The 15,041-nt window shown below is 59.0% G+C and carries 18 protein-coding genes; 4 read left to right on the top strand and 14 right to left on the bottom strand.

Going from position 1 to position 15,041, the window contains the following annotated elements:
• Nucleotides 1-20: 20 nt before the first annotated feature.
• The 5 genes from V8J85_RS17350 to V8J85_RS17330 all read right to left on the bottom strand — a co-directional run bounded on the left by V8J85_RS17350 (nt 21) and on the right by V8J85_RS17330 (nt 5,797).
• Nucleotides 21-1,961, bottom strand: a complete 1,941-nt coding sequence (locus V8J85_RS17350) for an ATP-binding protein (protein ID WP_339955030.1) — start codon at nt 1,959-1,961, stop codon at nt 21-23.
• A 118-nt stretch (nt 1,962-2,079) separates the two neighbouring features.
• A complete protein-coding gene (locus V8J85_RS17345; RefSeq protein ID WP_339955029.1) occupies nt 2,080-3,195 on the bottom strand; it encodes a hypothetical protein in 1,116 nt (371 codons plus the stop codon).
• A complete protein-coding gene (locus V8J85_RS17340) occupies nt 3,196-3,633 on the bottom strand; it encodes a hypothetical protein (protein ID WP_339955028.1) in 438 nt (145 codons plus the stop codon).
• Between the two features lie 161 nt (nt 3,634-3,794).
• The gene (locus tag V8J85_RS17335) at nt 3,795-4,877 is read right to left on the bottom strand and encodes a hypothetical protein (protein WP_339955027.1); all 1,083 of its coding nucleotides are present in this window, start codon (nt 4,875-4,877) and stop codon (nt 3,795-3,797) included.
• A 146-nt stretch (nt 4,878-5,023) separates the two neighbouring features.
• Complete coding sequence (locus V8J85_RS17330) at nt 5,024-5,797, bottom strand: L,D-transpeptidase (RefSeq protein WP_339955026.1); 774 nt, start codon at nt 5,795-5,797, stop codon at nt 5,024-5,026.
• A gap of 295 nt (nt 5,798-6,092) precedes the next feature.
• Between V8J85_RS17330 and V8J85_RS17325 the strand changes: the two genes are divergently transcribed.
• Nucleotides 6,093-6,581, top strand: a complete 489-nt coding sequence (locus V8J85_RS17325; protein WP_339955025.1) for a hypothetical protein — start codon at nt 6,093-6,095, stop codon at nt 6,579-6,581.
• 62 nt (nt 6,582-6,643) lie between these two features.
• Here V8J85_RS17325 and V8J85_RS17320 read toward each other — a convergent pair whose 3' ends face one another.
• The 7 genes from V8J85_RS17320 to def (V8J85_RS17290) form a co-directional block, all read right to left on the bottom strand.
• Complete coding sequence (locus tag V8J85_RS17320) at nt 6,644-7,084, bottom strand: GFA family protein (protein ID WP_339955024.1); 441 nt, start codon at nt 7,082-7,084, stop codon at nt 6,644-6,646.
• A gap of 75 nt (nt 7,085-7,159) precedes the next feature.
• A complete protein-coding gene (locus tag V8J85_RS17315; RefSeq protein WP_339955023.1) occupies nt 7,160-7,594 on the bottom strand; it encodes a VOC family protein in 435 nt (144 codons plus the stop codon).
• Nucleotides 7,591-8,490, bottom strand: a complete 900-nt coding sequence (fmt, locus tag V8J85_RS17310) for a methionyl-tRNA formyltransferase (protein WP_339955022.1) — start codon at nt 8,488-8,490, stop codon at nt 7,591-7,593. The genes V8J85_RS17315 and fmt overlap by 4 nt, the downstream gene beginning before the upstream one ends.
• Entirely contained in the window at nt 8,490-8,657 is a 168-nt protein-coding gene (locus V8J85_RS17305; protein WP_339955021.1) for a cytochrome oxidase subunit III, read from the bottom strand. The genes fmt and V8J85_RS17305 overlap by 1 nt, the downstream gene beginning before the upstream one ends.
• Nucleotides 8,654-9,154 carry a peptide deformylase gene (def, locus tag V8J85_RS17300; RefSeq protein ID WP_339955020.1) on the bottom strand — a complete coding sequence of 167 codons (501 nt, stop codon included), beginning with the start codon at nt 9,152-9,154 and terminating at the stop codon, nt 8,654-8,656. Before def (V8J85_RS17300) ends, V8J85_RS17305 begins: the two co-directional genes overlap by 4 nt.
• Complete coding sequence (gene def, locus V8J85_RS17295) at nt 9,151-9,612, bottom strand: peptide deformylase (RefSeq protein WP_339955019.1); 462 nt, start codon at nt 9,610-9,612, stop codon at nt 9,151-9,153. Before def (V8J85_RS17295) ends, def (V8J85_RS17300) begins: the two co-directional genes overlap by 4 nt.
• A complete protein-coding gene (gene def, locus V8J85_RS17290; RefSeq protein ID WP_339955018.1) occupies nt 9,612-10,133 on the bottom strand; it encodes a peptide deformylase in 522 nt (173 codons plus the stop codon). The genes def (V8J85_RS17295) and def (V8J85_RS17290) overlap by 1 nt, the downstream gene beginning before the upstream one ends.
• 113 nt (nt 10,134-10,246) lie before the next feature.
• Here def (V8J85_RS17290) and V8J85_RS17285 point away from each other — a divergent pair, with 113 nt between their 5' ends.
• Together V8J85_RS17285 and V8J85_RS17280 are read left to right on the top strand one after the other, a co-directional pair.
• Nucleotides 10,247-10,654 carry a hypothetical protein gene (locus V8J85_RS17285; RefSeq protein ID WP_339955017.1) on the top strand — a complete coding sequence of 136 codons (408 nt, stop codon included), beginning with the start codon at nt 10,247-10,249 and terminating at the stop codon, nt 10,652-10,654.
• Nucleotides 10,651-10,860, top strand: a complete 210-nt coding sequence (locus tag V8J85_RS17280) for a helix-turn-helix transcriptional regulator (protein ID WP_339955016.1) — start codon at nt 10,651-10,653, stop codon at nt 10,858-10,860. Before V8J85_RS17285 ends, V8J85_RS17280 begins: the two co-directional genes overlap by 4 nt.
• Here the strand turns inward: V8J85_RS17280 and V8J85_RS17275 are convergent.
• Entirely contained in the window at nt 10,830-12,227 is a 1,398-nt protein-coding gene (locus tag V8J85_RS17275; RefSeq protein ID WP_339955015.1) for a peptidoglycan-binding domain-containing protein, read from the bottom strand. The genes V8J85_RS17280 and V8J85_RS17275 overlap by 31 nt on opposite strands.
• Before the next feature lie 185 nt (nt 12,228-12,412).
• Between V8J85_RS17275 and V8J85_RS17270 the strand changes: the two genes are divergently transcribed.
• A complete protein-coding gene (locus tag V8J85_RS17270; protein ID WP_339955014.1) occupies nt 12,413-13,582 on the top strand; it encodes a MalY/PatB family protein in 1,170 nt (389 codons plus the stop codon).
• Nucleotides 13,583-13,936: 354 nt separating this feature from the next.
• On the opposite strand, the gene pheS is transcribed toward V8J85_RS17270, so the two are convergent.
• Nucleotides 13,937-15,010, bottom strand: coding sequence for a phenylalanine--tRNA ligase subunit alpha (gene pheS, locus V8J85_RS17265; RefSeq protein ID WP_339955013.1), 1,074 nt, complete (start codon nt 15,008-15,010; stop codon nt 13,937-13,939).
• Between the last annotated feature and the right edge of the window lie 31 nt (nt 15,011-15,041).

The following is a 15,041-nucleotide window of genomic DNA, read 5'->3' as shown; positions in this document are numbered from 1 at the left end:
GGGACTGCGTCGCACGAAACTCACCCCTTCCCCTCCAGATACCGCTTCTTCGCCTCTTCCTGACGGCCAAAATCACGCACCATCGCCTCAATCGCGACCTCATCCGACTTGTCCGCATAGCGGAATTCGGAATCCGCATATCGGTTGATCTCCTGGATAACCATTTCCACCGTAATTGGCTGGCGCAACTCCGAGATCATGCCCTTCTTGGTCTCATAATCCTTGAACAGGAACAGGTCCGGTTCTTCCATCCACACATCGGGCAATTCGAAATCCATCGCCCGCACCTTCACCGCATCGGTGATGTTCTTGATCGCGCGGCCCGTAAACCGGTCATCCGCCTCCTGAATACCCTTCAGATAGGTTCCCAGCTTTGCAATCGTATCCAGATCGCCGATCTGGCCATGCACCCGCTCGAACACGCGCTGCAGACCTTCCTCGTGTGGCTTCGCATGGCTGTCGAACGACGCGGCGACAGCCTTTTTGATTTCCTGCGCACTGAACACCTCATGCTCGCCAACTGGAATATCATGGTTCTTGCCCATCAGTAGATAGAGGATATCGATGTAATCATCCCGCGTCTGCGGCCCATCGACCAAGAATCGGGCACCGGCCCGCTGGCGCAGCGCATCATCCACATTCTCGGGGTAGTTCGAAAACATCCCAAACGTACAATTTCCGCGCACGACGGTATTGGCACCGGCAAAGCTCTCCATCAGCACAGCCGTAATCTCCAACTGCCCGGCAGAAGACTGACGATCCCCGCGCTTGCCCGCCAGCTGATCAATATCATCAATCGTGCCAAAGCCGATCACATGCGGATCAAGCACGTTGTTGATAAACGCCTTCGCATTCTGGCCCGACTTACCTTGATAGCTATCGATATTGTCGGTCGACAGGTTCTGATAACGGAAAGGATATCCGGCAATCTGGCAATACTCGTTGATCATGCCAGCCATCATCTGGATCAGGGTCGTCTTGCCCGTCCCCGGCTTGCCGTCCCCCATGAAGGTAAAGATAAAGCCACCCAATTCCGCGAATGGGTTCAGACGCCGGTCGAAATCATAGGCCATCAGCATCTTGGACAGCTTCATGGCCTGATACTTGGCGATATGGTTGCCGACGACCTCATTGGGCTTCTTGAAGGTCATCGTCAGGGTCGAACCCTTGGCCTTCCGCGCGGGCGAAAACCCCTGCACGACAAAGTCATCCGCATCGACACGCCAAGAGGCCGTATTGAAAGGCTCCAACCGTCCGGTATTGGCGGCCCGTGCAGCGACTTTGTCCATCAGGTTCTCGGCAAACGCCAGAACAGTCGCCACCAGCTTGGGTTCGGACGCCGCATGTTGTGCAATATCCTGATCCAGCTCCCATAAGGCGCCGTGCAAGGCAAGCTGACCATTGTCGACGAGCATCTCGTCGATCTCACCCACTTCGACAACCTCTTCGGTTGCATGGCTGCCAAGGAAATAGGCCGTGGCGGACCCGAATACATATAAGGTGATCAGCGCCTCAGCCGTCAGAAACTCTGAAAATTCGGCCCGCTTCCCATCGGCAAGCGATCCCTCCAGATTGGCGCGCTTGAGGTCCTTCAGCGGCGTGCGCTCTGCGTATTGTTCGGCCACGGCCAAGGCGACCGCCACGGCCCGGCGCAACCCCTGCAAAACACTCGCCTGCAACGGCGACACCAGACCATCACCACCCTCGACGGCCTCAACCCGTGTCGTCAGCTGCACGCCTTCCTGCCGTGCCACACGGCGGGTGACCAGACCCGGCGTCGTCGACCGAAACGCGCGCCGCGTCCCGATCCCGGGCGATCGCTCCGTCGCCACAGCAGGCTCAGCCGAGGCCTTCGCGATCCGCGGTGCATGATCGAACCCGTCCAACAGGTCCAAAGCCGCCGCATAATGCGCGCGAATATCGTCCTCGCGCAATTCCATCTGATCGCTTGTCTGGCTCATCAAATCCTCATCATCTTGCTCAAAATACTCCCGCCGGAGGCTCCGACGTCGGTCATCATTCCAAGCGTCTGATCAACGCGATACAGACGCCACACCGTAAGGTGGGTCTTGACCCACCCTACCTGTAACTCAACACCCGCCCCTTGCCGCTGACGACAAACTTGCGCACATCGCGAAACCCGGGCGGGTTCCGCTCGGCCAGCGCCTGATACGGCCGCTCCGGCATGATCAAAGACCGCTCCATCCGGCTGGCCCCGGTGTCACCACCACCACCCTCGAACGGATCCAGCGCAAAGATTTGCCGCTCCACGGTGCCAAACCAACCCGATTTCACCTGCTCGACCCGTTCCGAACGCAACTCTTCCTCGGTCCACACAAGCGCCCAATCCTCGCCCACAGGCGCATTGGCGGCCTCGAGCACTTCGCGCAGCGGCCCCGATTGTCGCGTAAAAGCATGTGAATACATCGGCCCGATATGAAACCGGCGCAGCCGGGTGGGGTGCAGGTCGCCAAAGTCCTCGTCAAAGCCCTTGGCAATGGTCAGCAGCTTCAAATGCGCCACCGATTGCGCCATCAAATGGGCCTGCACTTCCGGCCAGCGCCGCTCATCTTTGGGCAGACCGGTGCGGCCCGTATCCTCCAGATCCATCAGATAGATCGTTGGCAGGTTCACCTGGCTGTCATAGACCGCCCAATGCACCATGAACTTCCGCCGATCACTGACATTCTCGATCCAGACAGCTTGCGGATCATTCCGTGCCCAGAACTGATCCCCCCGCAAAAGCTCTTCATAATAAAGCCGCTGCGACAGCGCGTATTGCAGCTTTGTCGGGATCTCCTGATCGCGCAGGATCACGCGGACCATCTGGTCTTTCAGATCATCCACCGAGGGTTGCGAGGCCAGATGCCGTTCCGCCTGCAGCACATCGTTCGCCATTTCCAAAAGCTCCTGATAAACAGGAAATCCACTCTCGCGCCGATCAAAGGTCAGCGCGCCCGCATGCTGATACCGGCCCGAGAAATGGTACTTGTGCGACAGCGCTGTAAAGGTCCAATTCAGCCCGACCAGATAGCGGGCCAGCGCCTCGATATCCTCCCGCGAAAACCGCCCCTCCGCCTCTATCGTCGCGGCGACCTTGGTGAGGTAGCCGGTGATCTTGGAAAACTTCCCAAAATAGCGGCGGGTGACCCGGGTATCGTCCAGCTTGATATGGTCGGCTTGGAGGTCAGTCATTCAATCGCCATCCCCATCGCCGTCACCATTATGGTAGCCATCGACGTCGTTGTGAAAGGCGATTTCCCATTCGACAGGATTTTCGTGGTAATACTTGCGAGATGCATAGTCCGTCAAAAGTATGAAGCCTGCCACCGTAAGGCCCCAAAGCAACGCAGACTTCGTTACTGCGGTCAATAAACCGCCGAGTATCAATACAAACCAGCGACCGGTCATCGCATTTTCAACATATGACGGTAACCGAATATCCCTATGCGTCCGACTATCGTCTATCCCTTGAGGTTTGGGTGCCTTTACACTCGTCGCAAAGATAGCGCCAAATACAATTACTAGGAACAACGTTGATCCAACCGGATCATCGTCATTGAGCGCCGCTATAAAGAACAGCGATAAGAAAGCTATCCCGGCAAGGTTGCGGAGCATATTACCTAACTGCATCTAAAATCCATGCAAGTTGTGGGACACAAGATAGCATGACTCTTCGCTGAGAAATCAATGGTCTCAAAACCCGCCCGGTTTGCCGCAGTCCCGGGCTTGACCCGGGACCTCATGATCAACATCAGCAAGAGGCCCCGGATCACGTCCGGGGCTGCGGCAGATCAAGACTCAGCCCCATACGCATTACTGTCATGCTTCTCCACAATCTTCTGGAACCGGCGAACAAAGCGTTCATCCGCCTTCGCCTTCTGCTCCAGCACCTCGCGGGCAAAGACCATATGGTCTTCGTGCGCTTCCAGCATATCTGCCATCCGCGCATTTGTGGCCGAGCCAATGGCCGCCATCGCTGTCTGTGCTTCCTGATCCGTCTGCACGCCGATCTCGTTGATCTTGTGCGCCACATCCTGCTGCTGTGCCGTTTTCAACGACTTGGACAGGGCGTCATACAACACGACCCGCTGCTTGGTGTCTGTCTGCAGCTTGTTGATCAGCACCATCTGGGTCGCCGCCTGGTTTTGCAGCGAATCGATCCAGGTCTTGCCTTTCTCGATGTAGCGCTCGAGTGTCTGCGACTTCGCGATCTTGACCTGCTCTTCCTGCACCATCTCGTTGTATTGGGTGTTGAGCGCAGCCAGTTCGGTTTCCAGCTTGGTGCGTGCAGCGGCATCCTGTTCAACCGAAATCTTGTTCTCAAGCTCGATGATCTTCGGGTCCATCGCCAGCACATTGGCTTTCAACGTCTCCAATTCACCGACAACCGCCTCACGCTCTTCCAGCGTGCCGGCAAGGTTCTTCTCAACGCTGACCTTCTGTTCGTTCAGCACACCCAGCTGACCTTCCAGCAGCTTCATGATCACGTCGGATTTGCTGATCAGGTCCTGCAGCTTGTCATCAATCGAGGCCGTGCGCATGCGTTCCTGCCGCATCGAATCCGCCTTGGCCTTGCTGAAAAAGCCGACAAACGTCTCCATCCCGGTCTTCGACCGCATTTCGTCGAAATCCTTGGAAAAGGCGGATGTCACATCATCGAGACCCATGATCAGTTCGGCAATGTTGGCGTTCATCACCTCGTTGTGCTGATGCACATCGTCCAGCGATGCATTCTCGATATCGACCGCGATATCGGTGCCTTCCGCCATCTTGGTACGGGCCGTTTCAATACGGCTTGTCAGTTCCGAGATTTTGCTTTGCGCCTCGGCGACCTGCGCCTGCGATTCCTTGATCTGGGTTTCGAAATTCGCCATTCAGTATGTCCCTCATTTTTTCAAATACTTACAAGTAGATAAGTATTTGGTGCCCGCATTGCAATATAACGCATACATTATACATGCGCTTTCAGGTCTATACTGGCCCGACAGTTTGACAAATAAAAGGCATGGAACGCCTGACCCTAAATGCGATCGAAATCAAACTCCGGCGGCCGGTCCATCTCTTCAGCTCCCGCACCCAAAAGTTCCTCGGGCGAGATGATCTTGGGCGGCAACTCGATTCCCCGCTCATAGTTTTCGGGATCCACGCGCAGTGACTCCTCCCGCGACCGAATATGCACACGCATCGGCACGTCAACCTGATCATACAGATGAATCGCATCCTGATTGAACAGGCGGATGCACCCGGCCGAGCCGGAATTACCGATCGATTCCAGATCGTTCGTCCCATGGATACGATAGAACGTGTCACGATTGCCCCGATACAGATACAGTGCCCGCGCGCCCAGGGGGCTTCGCAGACCGCCGGGGATGCCCTCGCGGAAGGGGCCATATACCTCGGGCTCGGTCCGCAACATGTTCTGCGTCGGCGTCCAGCCGGGCCATTTCCGTTTTAGTTTCATTGTGGCAGAGCCCCGGATCGACCGGCCCGCGCGGCCGACACCAACGGGATAGCGCGTTGTCGTACCATCGGCGCGCACATGATAGAGAAACTTGGCAAACGGATCGACGTCCAGCGTATTCGGCCCCTGCTCACCATTATAGATACCCGACATACGGCGGTTCACGCCCTGCAGATATTTCGACGGAATGCCCGGCAGATTGTATCCCGCATCCGCAATCGGCCCGTAACCGTCAAGAAAGTCCTCTTGCGCAGGCAATGCTGGGGGTGTGGGTGGCCGCGCGCAGGCTGCCGTCGTCGCCAGCATCATGGCTCCGAACGTACGTCGTGTCATTTTCGTCTTCATCGTCATTCCGTTCACACCTCGGTTGCGCGAATCCGCTCTTAACATTCTGGGGGCAAAGGGCAAAACACCACCCGGCTGCTTTCCGGGCATCTGTGTTGCATTTTGTTACAGTGTTACGCCGCGTTCACGGCGATATCAGAGCCGTTCGCACAATATTACATTTTCTGTTTCATCCCAGACCTGCGCCGTCACCCTTGCGTGAGGCCGCTGCACAGGCCCGCAAAAATCGCGGATAAGATCGTTAATCGCAACAGCATACAAACGTATACAAAGGATGAAGCCCATGAAGTCCACCGTCTTTACCGTTCTCGCCGCTGGCGCTTTTGCCACCATCGCTTTCGATGCATTCGGCCAAGGGCTCAGCCCGCTATTCGGCTATTCGAAGCTCGCCCCCGTAGGATTAGCCGGTCAAACGCTCAAGACCGTCTTTGGTTCCAACCCGTCGGGTCTGGCGCATTTGCTGCACGTCTTCACCGGCATGGTCGCCTATACACTGGGTTATCTCTGGGTCGCGCGCCCGACCCAGATGCGGATCATGCCCAACCTGCCATGGCTGGTCACCGCCGCGGCCTATGGCGTGGTGCTCTGGGTCTTCGCCCTTTACGTCATGGCGCATCTGGTGGCTGGCAACAAACCGTTCCTCGGTTTCACCGGCATCACCTGGGTGGCGCTTTGGGGGCATATCGTCTTTGCCGTCGTCGCCGCCTGGGTGATGGAAGCGCGCGGCGCGGTCAAAGCCCCAGCCGCGCGTCTGGCCCCGGCCCACGCCTAAGCATTAAACTCTCTCCTCTGAACAAAACAACCGGGCCATCGCCCGGTTGTTTTGCGTGGCGGCTAACCCTGTCGCGACACGACCGTGGCGTTCCAGGCCTCATTTTCGGCGATCGCTGCCTCATCCGGTTCGGGCAACCCACCGATGCCATCGGCAAAGCTGCACGCATAGCGATGATTGATCTGGACTGTCGGCGGCGCGATCTCGGGATCATCCAGCGTTCCGGTCGCGATCTCGACCTGATCGTCGTCGAAGTTCTCAAGGCTCAGCGGCGTCCCGCAGTCACCGCAAAACCCACGCTGGCTGATATTCGAACTCGCAAACAGCCGCCGCTCGCCTGACGTCCATTCTAGGCCATGCGCGATGACAAGCGGCGCGTAAAACGCGCCGAAAGCCCGTTGACACATGCGGCAATGGCAGACGGAAGATCGACCCAATGCGACCACACGATAGCGCACCGCACCGCATTGGCATCCGCCTGTTATGTCTGTTGTTTCCGGCATCAGCTTGAGCTTGCTGCAAAGCGTTGAAAGCGTCCAGAGTTGTTTCTCGTTGCCACAAGCCAGACGGTCAGACTCTCACCGCCCATCCGGATATTCCGCGGGGCCCTTCAACTCCAGCCGGTTGCCGAACGGATCGAACACATAGAACGAATGCCCTACACCCCGCGCGCCGCCATGAACGGCCTCGCGTTCGATCGCAACATCATTGGCAGCAAGAAACGCGCGCATGTCGTCCGGGCTGCAGGGGCTTGTCGCGATGCAGATGTGATCGACATTGCGCCCACCCGCGACCTCTGGCACCGCGCTTTTGGCACCAGGATGTGTGGTATCCCACAACACGATCAAGGCCGCGCCTGCCCAGACCTGCTCCATCCCCAGATCGGGATAGGAATAGCCCATCTGGCACCCCAGTGCGTCGCGATAAAAGGCCAAGGCCCGCTCCATATCGTCGACCAGAAAGACCACATGGTCGATCCCAACCAGCGTGAACGGGGCTGCTTTGATGTTCATGACACGCGCTGCCCCAGATCAAGGCCACGCAACGCCTCTGCAGCTGCCATCGGCCTTTTGCCCGCACGCTGAAGGCGTGTGATGCGCACAGCGCCGTCGCCGCAAGCGATCATGGTGCCGTCCAATATCTGCCCTGGATCACCTGCGCCATCCGCCAAAGCTGATCCCAGCAGCTTGACCCTCTCTGTCCCCACAACGCACCAGGCCCCAGGAAACGGGGACAAGCCACGGATCAGACGATCGACCTCGACCGCTGGACGGGTCCAGTCCACCCGTGCCTCGGCCTTGTCGATCTTGTCGGCATAAGTGACGCCCTCGTCGGGCTGCACAACCGCTTCAAGATGGGGCAGGCGTGCCAAAGCATCCACGACCAGCCGCGCCCCCATCGCCGAAAGGCGATCATGCAAGGCACCGGTCGTCTCTTCCGCGCCGATTGCCGTCGCTTCGCGCAGCAGCACCGGCCCGGTGTCCAGCCCCGCCTCCATCTGCATGATGCACACACCTGTCTGCGCATCGCCCGCCATGATCGCGCGATGAATCGGGGCGGCCCCGCGCCAACGCGGCAAAAGCGACGCATGGATGTTCAGGCAGCCACGGGCCGGCGCATCAAGGATCGGTTGCGGCAGAATCAGACCATATGCGACAACGACAGCCACATCGGCCTGCAACGCAGCAAATTCCGCCTGCGCCTCCGGCGTCTTCAACGACACAGGATAGCGCACGACCAGACCAAGCGCCTCGGCCCTTTGCTGCACAGGCGACGGACGATCCTTCTTGCCCCGCCCCGCGGGACGCGGAGGCTGGCAATAAACCGCGAGGACATCGTGCCCGGCGACGACCAGCGCATCCAGAACAGGCAAGGAGAACTCCGGCGTGCCCATAAAGATGATTTTCATCAGTCAGCACCTTCCTTGAAATAGGCGGCCAGAAAAACAAGGCAGGCGACAAGAAAACAGATACTGCCGAACATTGCCCAAAAGTCGCCAACGCTGGCGATGATATAGCCGGTGGCCGAAAGGGTGAACAATATCCATCCAAGCAGGATCATATGGCGAGTCTTCATCCCCGCCCCACCTTACGCGCCTTCTTGATCAGCATGTCCCGCTTCACACGAGTCATGCGATCGAAAAACATCTTGCCCGCCAGATGGTCGATCTGGTGTTGGACAGAAGTGGCCCAAAGGTCGACAAAGTCACGCTCCACAACTTCGCCCGCCTCATCCATAAAGCGCACGGTCACCGCCCGAGGACGCTTCAACCTGGCCCAGACGCCCGGCAGGTTGGGCGATCCCTCTTCGTGCTCTCGCAGTTCGACGCTCGCATGCAGCACTTCCGGATTCGCCATCCGTACCGCCTGTCCCCGCGCTTCGGACGCATCGACGACCGCAAGGGCCATGTCGATCCCCAACTGTGGTGCGGCCAGACCCACACCGGGCATCGTGTCCATCGCGTCAATCATCTCGTCCCAAATCGCACGGACCTCGTCGGTGATCGCGTCAACTGGTGTCGCCGCGCGGCGCAAGAGTGGATGCGGCCACATCACGTAAGGCCTATGGTTCATACTTCGGTGCCGTGATCGGTGATCAAGACACCGTTCAGGTGATCAAGCTCATGGCAGACACACACCGCCTGCACCCCATGAAAACGTGCGTTCTGTCGGATACCCGACGGGCTGGTCCAGGCAAGATCCACCCAGACCGGGCGCTGCACGTTGAACGTTCGCTCAGGGATCGACAGACAGGCCTCGGGTCCCTGCTGCAGGAACGGGGCCTGGTCAAGGATTTCGGGATTGACGAAAGCGATCGGCTCTCGCTCCCCCTCTTTCCACCTTGTGTCGATGACAAAGGCGCGGGTCGACACGCCCACTTGCGGCGCGGCCAGACCACGACCTTGTGCATCATACATCGTGTCGAACAGATCGGCGATCAATGTCTGAAATTCGTCACCAAAATGGGTGACCGGCGACGCAACTTCGCGCAGGACCTGATCACCTTCAAAGCGCAAAGGTCGAACGGCCATCAGGCACGGGCCCGTTCGCGTTTCAGCTTTTGCATTTTGCGGGTGATCATCTGCCGCTTGAGCGGTCTCAGATAATCGATGAACAACTTGCCATCCAGATGGTCGATCTCGTGCTGCACACACGTCGCCCAAAGCCCGTCAAAGCGTTCACGCTGTGTCTTGCCGTCAAGGCCCAACCATTCGACGTCAACCTCGGACGGGCGTTCCACCTCGGCATATTGCTCGGGGATCGACAGGCAGCCTTCCTCATAAACGTTGCGATCCTCGGACGACCAGACAACTTGCGGATTGATCAGGACCATCGGGCGCGGGGTGGCATCATCTTCTTTTTCGCAATCCATCACGATCATACGTGACATGACAGCCACCTGCGGCGCCGCCAGGCCGATGCCTGGCGCGTCATACATCGTCTCGAGCATGTCATCCGCCAAACGCCGCACATCATCCGTGATCTCAGCCACCGGATCGGTGATTTTCTTCAAACGGGGGTCAGGATGGATGAGGATATTACGCAAAGCCATGCGCGTGATTTAGGCTGCGAAGGCGGGAAATGCAACGGATGCGAGATGTAACCTTGACGTTACACACCGGCGTTATTATGTAACCCAAAGGTTACTCAGAGAAAGGAGCATCCATGTCGACCAACCCCGTCAGCCGCGCGCGCCTGATCGGCAGCGCCGCCATCGTCATCGCCACACTCGCCGCTGTCGCCGCCGCATTGCTATCCATCGGACCATCCGGCTTGACATGGGCCGCGATCATCGGCGGGATCGCGATCAGCTACGCGATCTTCACCTTCGTCATCTCGCTGCGCCACCCCGACGCAGCCGACGCCGCCTGGGATGAACAGAACAGCCACGCCTATCGCAACAGCATCATCTTCGGGTTCTGGTCGGTCATGACGGTATTCCTGATCTTCCTCGCCCTCAGCCTGACCAATAGAATGGACCCCGCAATGGCCTTCTACTGGCTGGGGCCGGTGCTGGGTGCGGTCCCCTCCGCCTACTACCTTGTCGCGATTCTGCGCGGACACGCTGAATGAGCGGTAAGCTCATCGTGCATCTGCGCACCCACCGGACGAAGGCCGGCCTGACTCAGGCCGACCTCGCCGCTGCCATCGGCGTATCCCGCAAAACGATCAACACGATCGAAAACGGCGTTTTCACACCGTCAACCTATCTCGCCCTATCCCTCGCGGACGAGCTGGAGTGCAGCGTTCACGACCTGTTCGCCCTCCCAGAGGATTGACGCCCCATCAACGCCCGCCATGTCCGGCGGCCGACGACAGCATCCTCATCTAATCTTGCCTGCCGCTGGAACTGGCGCACCACACGCTCGGTCTCGGCGGCGAAACGGCCATCAGCATTGAGCCGGGGCAAATCCTGCTCATCCAGCCATTGGTTCAATGAAACCTGCAACGAAACAACCTCGGGCCCGACAAGACCCGGCGTCACCGTCCCCATATTCGACCCCGGTGCGCAGATGACATCATATGTGGCCCAACCCGATACGATAATCCCGGCGCTGCTGTTCAGCACTTCGACACGCACCGATCCCTTGTGGCGATTGTCCGGCAAAGGTTCGATCGTCAGGCCGTCCGGGCCCTGCGGCGTCGGATTCCCCGGCGGCAGCGGATCGACCGGCGGACGAAAGATCGCGAAATCCCCAGCGCCAGGGCCAACGGCACCACCACGGGGCGGATCACGCGGCTCGGGCAACGGCAACGGGACGGAATGGACGACGCTCGTGACGCCATTGTCGATCACGTTACGTGAAAACGTCGTCGACATCGGCCCATGGGCGAACCGGAACCGATAGCGGACATTGCCCGGCGGTACATCCGCCGCCTTCACGAACCTGACCTCCATCCGCAATTCCACCGGACACGTGACCTCCAGCGGGGCACCAGACGCCACGGTCGCAGGCGTCGCTGCGATCGACGGCACCACGCCGAAGCCCGGCAAAACAGTGGCGTTCCGGGCCATGATCATCGCGAAACCGGTCCCTGACATATCCATCGCCGCCTGACCGGCGCTATCGGCATCGACAGGACAATGCAGCTTCCCTTCGAAATCCCGGAAACACCCTTTCACGCTGGGCGGTTGTTCAAAGAATTCCGGCGGAAGGGTCGCGGTCGGCACACTCGCTCCGGGCGGATCGACGACAATCGCGGTGCCGTCGAAATCCAGCCAAGTAATGTCGTCCTCGGTCGCAAAATCAGCGATAAACGACCCCGCACCGAAATCCGTCGGAAAGGTCAACCCGATGCCCAGCGCCCCAAGCGGCGTGACAAAAACATAGTTGCCCCCACCACCCGCGCAGCCACCCACAGGCCCGCGCGCCTCGATCAACTCGGTCGTCGGGATGTTGGGATTGCTGGATGACAGCACAAGGTCATTACCGCCACCAGGCGTTTCAATCTCAACCTCCGCGCCCACACCATCGCCGGTCAGAAACCCCCAATACTCCGGCCACAGCTGACCCGGTCGCTCCAGGCGAAAGCCGCAGGCCTCGGGCGGCACCATGATACCCGCCGCGTTGTTCGTGATTTCGATAACAGCAGTTGAATCGCCCAGCGGGTTCACCCCCGACCAGGACATGATCAATGTCGGCATAAAATATCCCTTTCTCAAATAGACAGCGCAGCACAGCCGCGCAGATGAATGATTTTCGCAAAGTATGTGCTGCAAAATATCGCGCAGCAGGCAAAGCCTACCACAAAACGGCATACCGCGAAACTGCCCCTTGCACTCCGCCCCGCCTGTCGTAGCCTGCGCAGGCTGAATATCAGGAGAGCCCCATGTCATTCGATCACGCCCCAGACCGTCGCAACACTCATTGTGTGAAATGGGACGCGATGGAGGACCTGTTCGGCGTCAGCCCCGATGACGGGCTATCCATGTGGGTCGCCGACATGGAGTTCAAAGCCGCGCCACCCATCCAGAAGGCCGTGCAGGACATGGTCGATCACGGCGTCTACGGCTATTTCGGCGACGAAAGCAAATACCGCGCCGCGATCCAGTGGTGGATGGCCGAACGGCATGGCTGGCAGATCGATCCATCATGGATTTTCACCACCCACGGCCTCGTCAACGGCACCGCCATGTGCATCGACGCCTACACGCAACCGGGCGACGGCATCGTCCTCTTCACCCCCGTCTACCACGCCTTCGCCCGCGTCATCGCTGCCGCCGACCGGCAGGTGATGGAATGCGAGTTGGTGAATAATGACGGGCGGTACGAGATGGACTTTACCGCCTACGACGCCCAGATGACCGGCAATGAACGGATGGTCATCCTCTGCTCGCCGCATAATCCCGGCGGGCGGGTCTGGACCAAATCCGAACTGCAGGCCATCGCCGCCTTTGCCAAACGGCACGAACTGGTCCTCGTCTCCGACGAAATCCACCACGACCTGACCATGCCCGGCCAGACCCACATCCCCATGGCGCATATCGACGGCATCACAGATCGGCTGGTGATGATGACCGCGACGACCAAGACCTTCAACATCGCCGGCAGCCACGTCGGCAACGTCATCATCGAAGACCCGGACCTGCGCGCCCGCTTCGGCAAGCGCATGGCCGCCCTCGGCATGTCGCCCAACAGCTTCGGCCTGTTCATGGCGACGGCAGCCTACACGCCAGAGGGCGCCGCCTGGGTCGATGAATGCCGCGCTTACATCGACACCAACCGACAGATTTTCGATGACGGCGTCAACGCGATCCCCGGCCTGCGATCGATGCCTTTGGAAGCCACGTACCTCGCCTGGGTCGATTTCGCGAATACGGGGATGAACCGCGAAGAATTCACCGCCCGCGTCGAAGACAAGGCCAAAATCGCCGCCAACCACGGCCCCACCTTCGGCAAAGGCGGCGAGAGCTTCCTGCGGTTCAACCTCGGCGCCCCAAGATCACAGGTCGAAGACGCCATAACCCGCCTCCAAACCGCCTTCAAAGACCTACAGTAGGGTGGGTGAAACCCACGCGACGAAGAAAGAGCACAACGGCCGAGCGGGGATAGAGAGCCTTTTCCGTTTCAGCGAAACACGTGCGAAATCCAATCGCGGGTGGGTTTCACCCACCCTACCGACCGCGTCTCTCTTTCCAGTAATTATGGTGAGCAACAGCCATCGTGATTGCGAATACGCATACGACAATCATGCCCATAGCCCAAAGCCAGCGCGGAAAAGTCTGCGCAAGAAACGGCCAAATCACAATCGGAAGCATCCAAATCAGTACACCGGTGAACTCACCGACACGACCGACCTGCGCAAAACACCAATCATAGAATGCCGCCAATACGACACCGAAAATGTGCATCGCTAACGCGACAACCCACCCGCCAGATCCGGCATATCCAGCGCGGCAAACCCATAATTCCGCAACCACCGCAGGTCTGAATCAAAGAACGCCCGCAGATCCGGGATGCCGTATTTCAGCATCGCGATCCGGTCGATCCCCATGCCAAAGGCAAAGCCTTGCCATTCAGCTGGGTCGATCCCGCCCGCCTGCAGCACTTTCGGATGCACCATGCCGGACCCCAAAATCTCCAGCCAGTCATCCCCCTCACCTACCTTCAGCGTGCCACCCTCCCAGGAACAGCGGATATCGACCTCGGCCGATGGCTCCGTAAATGGAAAGTGCGAAGCCCGAAAGCGCAGATCGACGCCATCGACCTCAAAGAACGCCTTCACGAACTCTTCCAGCACCCATTTCAGGTTGGCCATCGAGATATCGCGATCAATCGCCAGCCCTTCGATCTGATGGAACATCGGCGTATGGGTCTGATCATAATCCGCGCGATACACACGACCCGGGCAGATCACACGCAAAGGGGCACCATTCGCCTCCATCGACCGGATCTGAACCGGCGATGTATGGGTGCGTAGCACATGCGGCGGGCGGTTATCGCCCTCACGACGATGGGTATAGAACGTGTCCATCTCGGCCCGCGCCGGGTGGTGGCCGGGAATGTTCAGCGCATCGAAATTGTACCAATCCGACTCGATCTGCGGGCCCTCGGCCACCGAAAACCCCATATCCGCAAAGATCGCCGTCACCTCTTCGGTCACCTGCGAAATCGGATGGATCGTCCCCTGACGACGCCCGCGGGCGGGCAAGGTCACGTCCAACCACTCATCTTTCAACCGTGCATCCAGCGCGGCATCGGCCAACGCAACCTTCTTGGCGGACAGCGCCGAATTGATCTCATCCTTCAGCGCATTCAGCGCGGGGCCTGCAACCTGCCGCTCTTCCGGGGTCATCTTGCCCAATTCGCGCATCTTCAGGCTGATCTCACCTTTTTTGCCGACGGCCTGCACGCGCAGATCCTCGATCGCCGACTCGTCAGCAGCATCGGCGATCAGGCCAAGGTATTTCTGTTTCAGATCATCCATTGTGGGCACCTCTTATACGCCGCGACGTGCT

This window comes from Yoonia sp. 2307UL14-13 (genome assembly GCF_037572755.1).
Lineage (GTDB): Bacteria > Pseudomonadota > Alphaproteobacteria > Rhodobacterales > Rhodobacteraceae > Yoonia.
Note: the sequence above shows the minus strand (reverse complement) of the source record. Positions and strands in the feature narration are given on the sequence as shown.

Excerpts from the sequence above, each read along its gene's own strand:
- fmt (WP_339955022.1), bottom strand. The coding sequence starts at position 8,490 with ATGAAAATCATCTTTATGGGCACGCCGGAGTTCTCCTTGCCTGTTCTG.
- V8J85_RS17345 (WP_339955029.1), bottom strand. The coding sequence starts at position 3,195 with ATGACTGACCTCCAAGCCGACCATATCAAGCTGGACGATACCCGGGTC.
- V8J85_RS17325 (WP_339955025.1), top strand. The coding sequence starts at position 6,093 with ATGAAGTCCACCGTCTTTACCGTTCTCGCCGCTGGCGCTTTTGCCACC.
- pheS (WP_339955013.1), bottom strand. The coding sequence starts at position 15,010 with ATGGATGATCTGAAACAGAAATACCTTGGCCTGATCGCCGATGCTGCT.
- V8J85_RS17330 (WP_339955026.1), bottom strand. The coding sequence starts at position 5,797 with ATGACACGACGTACGTTCGGAGCCATGATGCTGGCGACGACGGCAGCC.
- V8J85_RS17315 (WP_339955023.1), bottom strand. The coding sequence starts at position 7,594 with ATGAACATCAAAGCAGCCCCGTTCACGCTGGTTGGGATCGACCATGTG.
- V8J85_RS17285 (WP_339955017.1), top strand. The coding sequence starts at position 10,247 with ATGTCGACCAACCCCGTCAGCCGCGCGCGCCTGATCGGCAGCGCCGCC.
- V8J85_RS17320 (WP_339955024.1), bottom strand. The coding sequence starts at position 7,084 with ATGCCGGAAACAACAGACATAACAGGCGGATGCCAATGCGGTGCGGTG.
- V8J85_RS17335 (WP_339955027.1), bottom strand. The coding sequence starts at position 4,877 with ATGGCGAATTTCGAAACCCAGATCAAGGAATCGCAGGCGCAGGTCGCC.
- def (WP_339955020.1), bottom strand. The coding sequence starts at position 9,154 with ATGAACCATAGGCCTTACGTGATGTGGCCGCATCCACTCTTGCGCCGC.
- V8J85_RS17275 (WP_339955015.1), bottom strand. The coding sequence starts at position 12,227 with ATGCCGACATTGATCATGTCCTGGTCGGGGGTGAACCCGCTGGGCGAT.
- def (WP_339955018.1), bottom strand. The coding sequence starts at position 10,133 with ATGGCTTTGCGTAATATCCTCATCCATCCTGACCCCCGTTTGAAGAAA.
- V8J85_RS17305 (WP_339955021.1), bottom strand. The coding sequence starts at position 8,657 with ATGAAGACTCGCCATATGATCCTGCTTGGATGGATATTGTTCACCCTT.
- V8J85_RS17350 (WP_339955030.1), bottom strand. The coding sequence starts at position 1,961 with ATGAGCCAGACAAGCGATCAGATGGAATTGCGCGAGGACGATATTCGC.
- V8J85_RS17280 (WP_339955016.1), top strand. The coding sequence starts at position 10,651 with ATGAGCGGTAAGCTCATCGTGCATCTGCGCACCCACCGGACGAAGGCC.
- V8J85_RS17270 (WP_339955014.1), top strand. The coding sequence starts at position 12,413 with ATGTCATTCGATCACGCCCCAGACCGTCGCAACACTCATTGTGTGAAA.
- def (WP_339955019.1), bottom strand. The coding sequence starts at position 9,612 with ATGGCCGTTCGACCTTTGCGCTTTGAAGGTGATCAGGTCCTGCGCGAA.
- V8J85_RS17340 (WP_339955028.1), bottom strand. The coding sequence starts at position 3,633 with ATGCAGTTAGGTAATATGCTCCGCAACCTTGCCGGGATAGCTTTCTTA.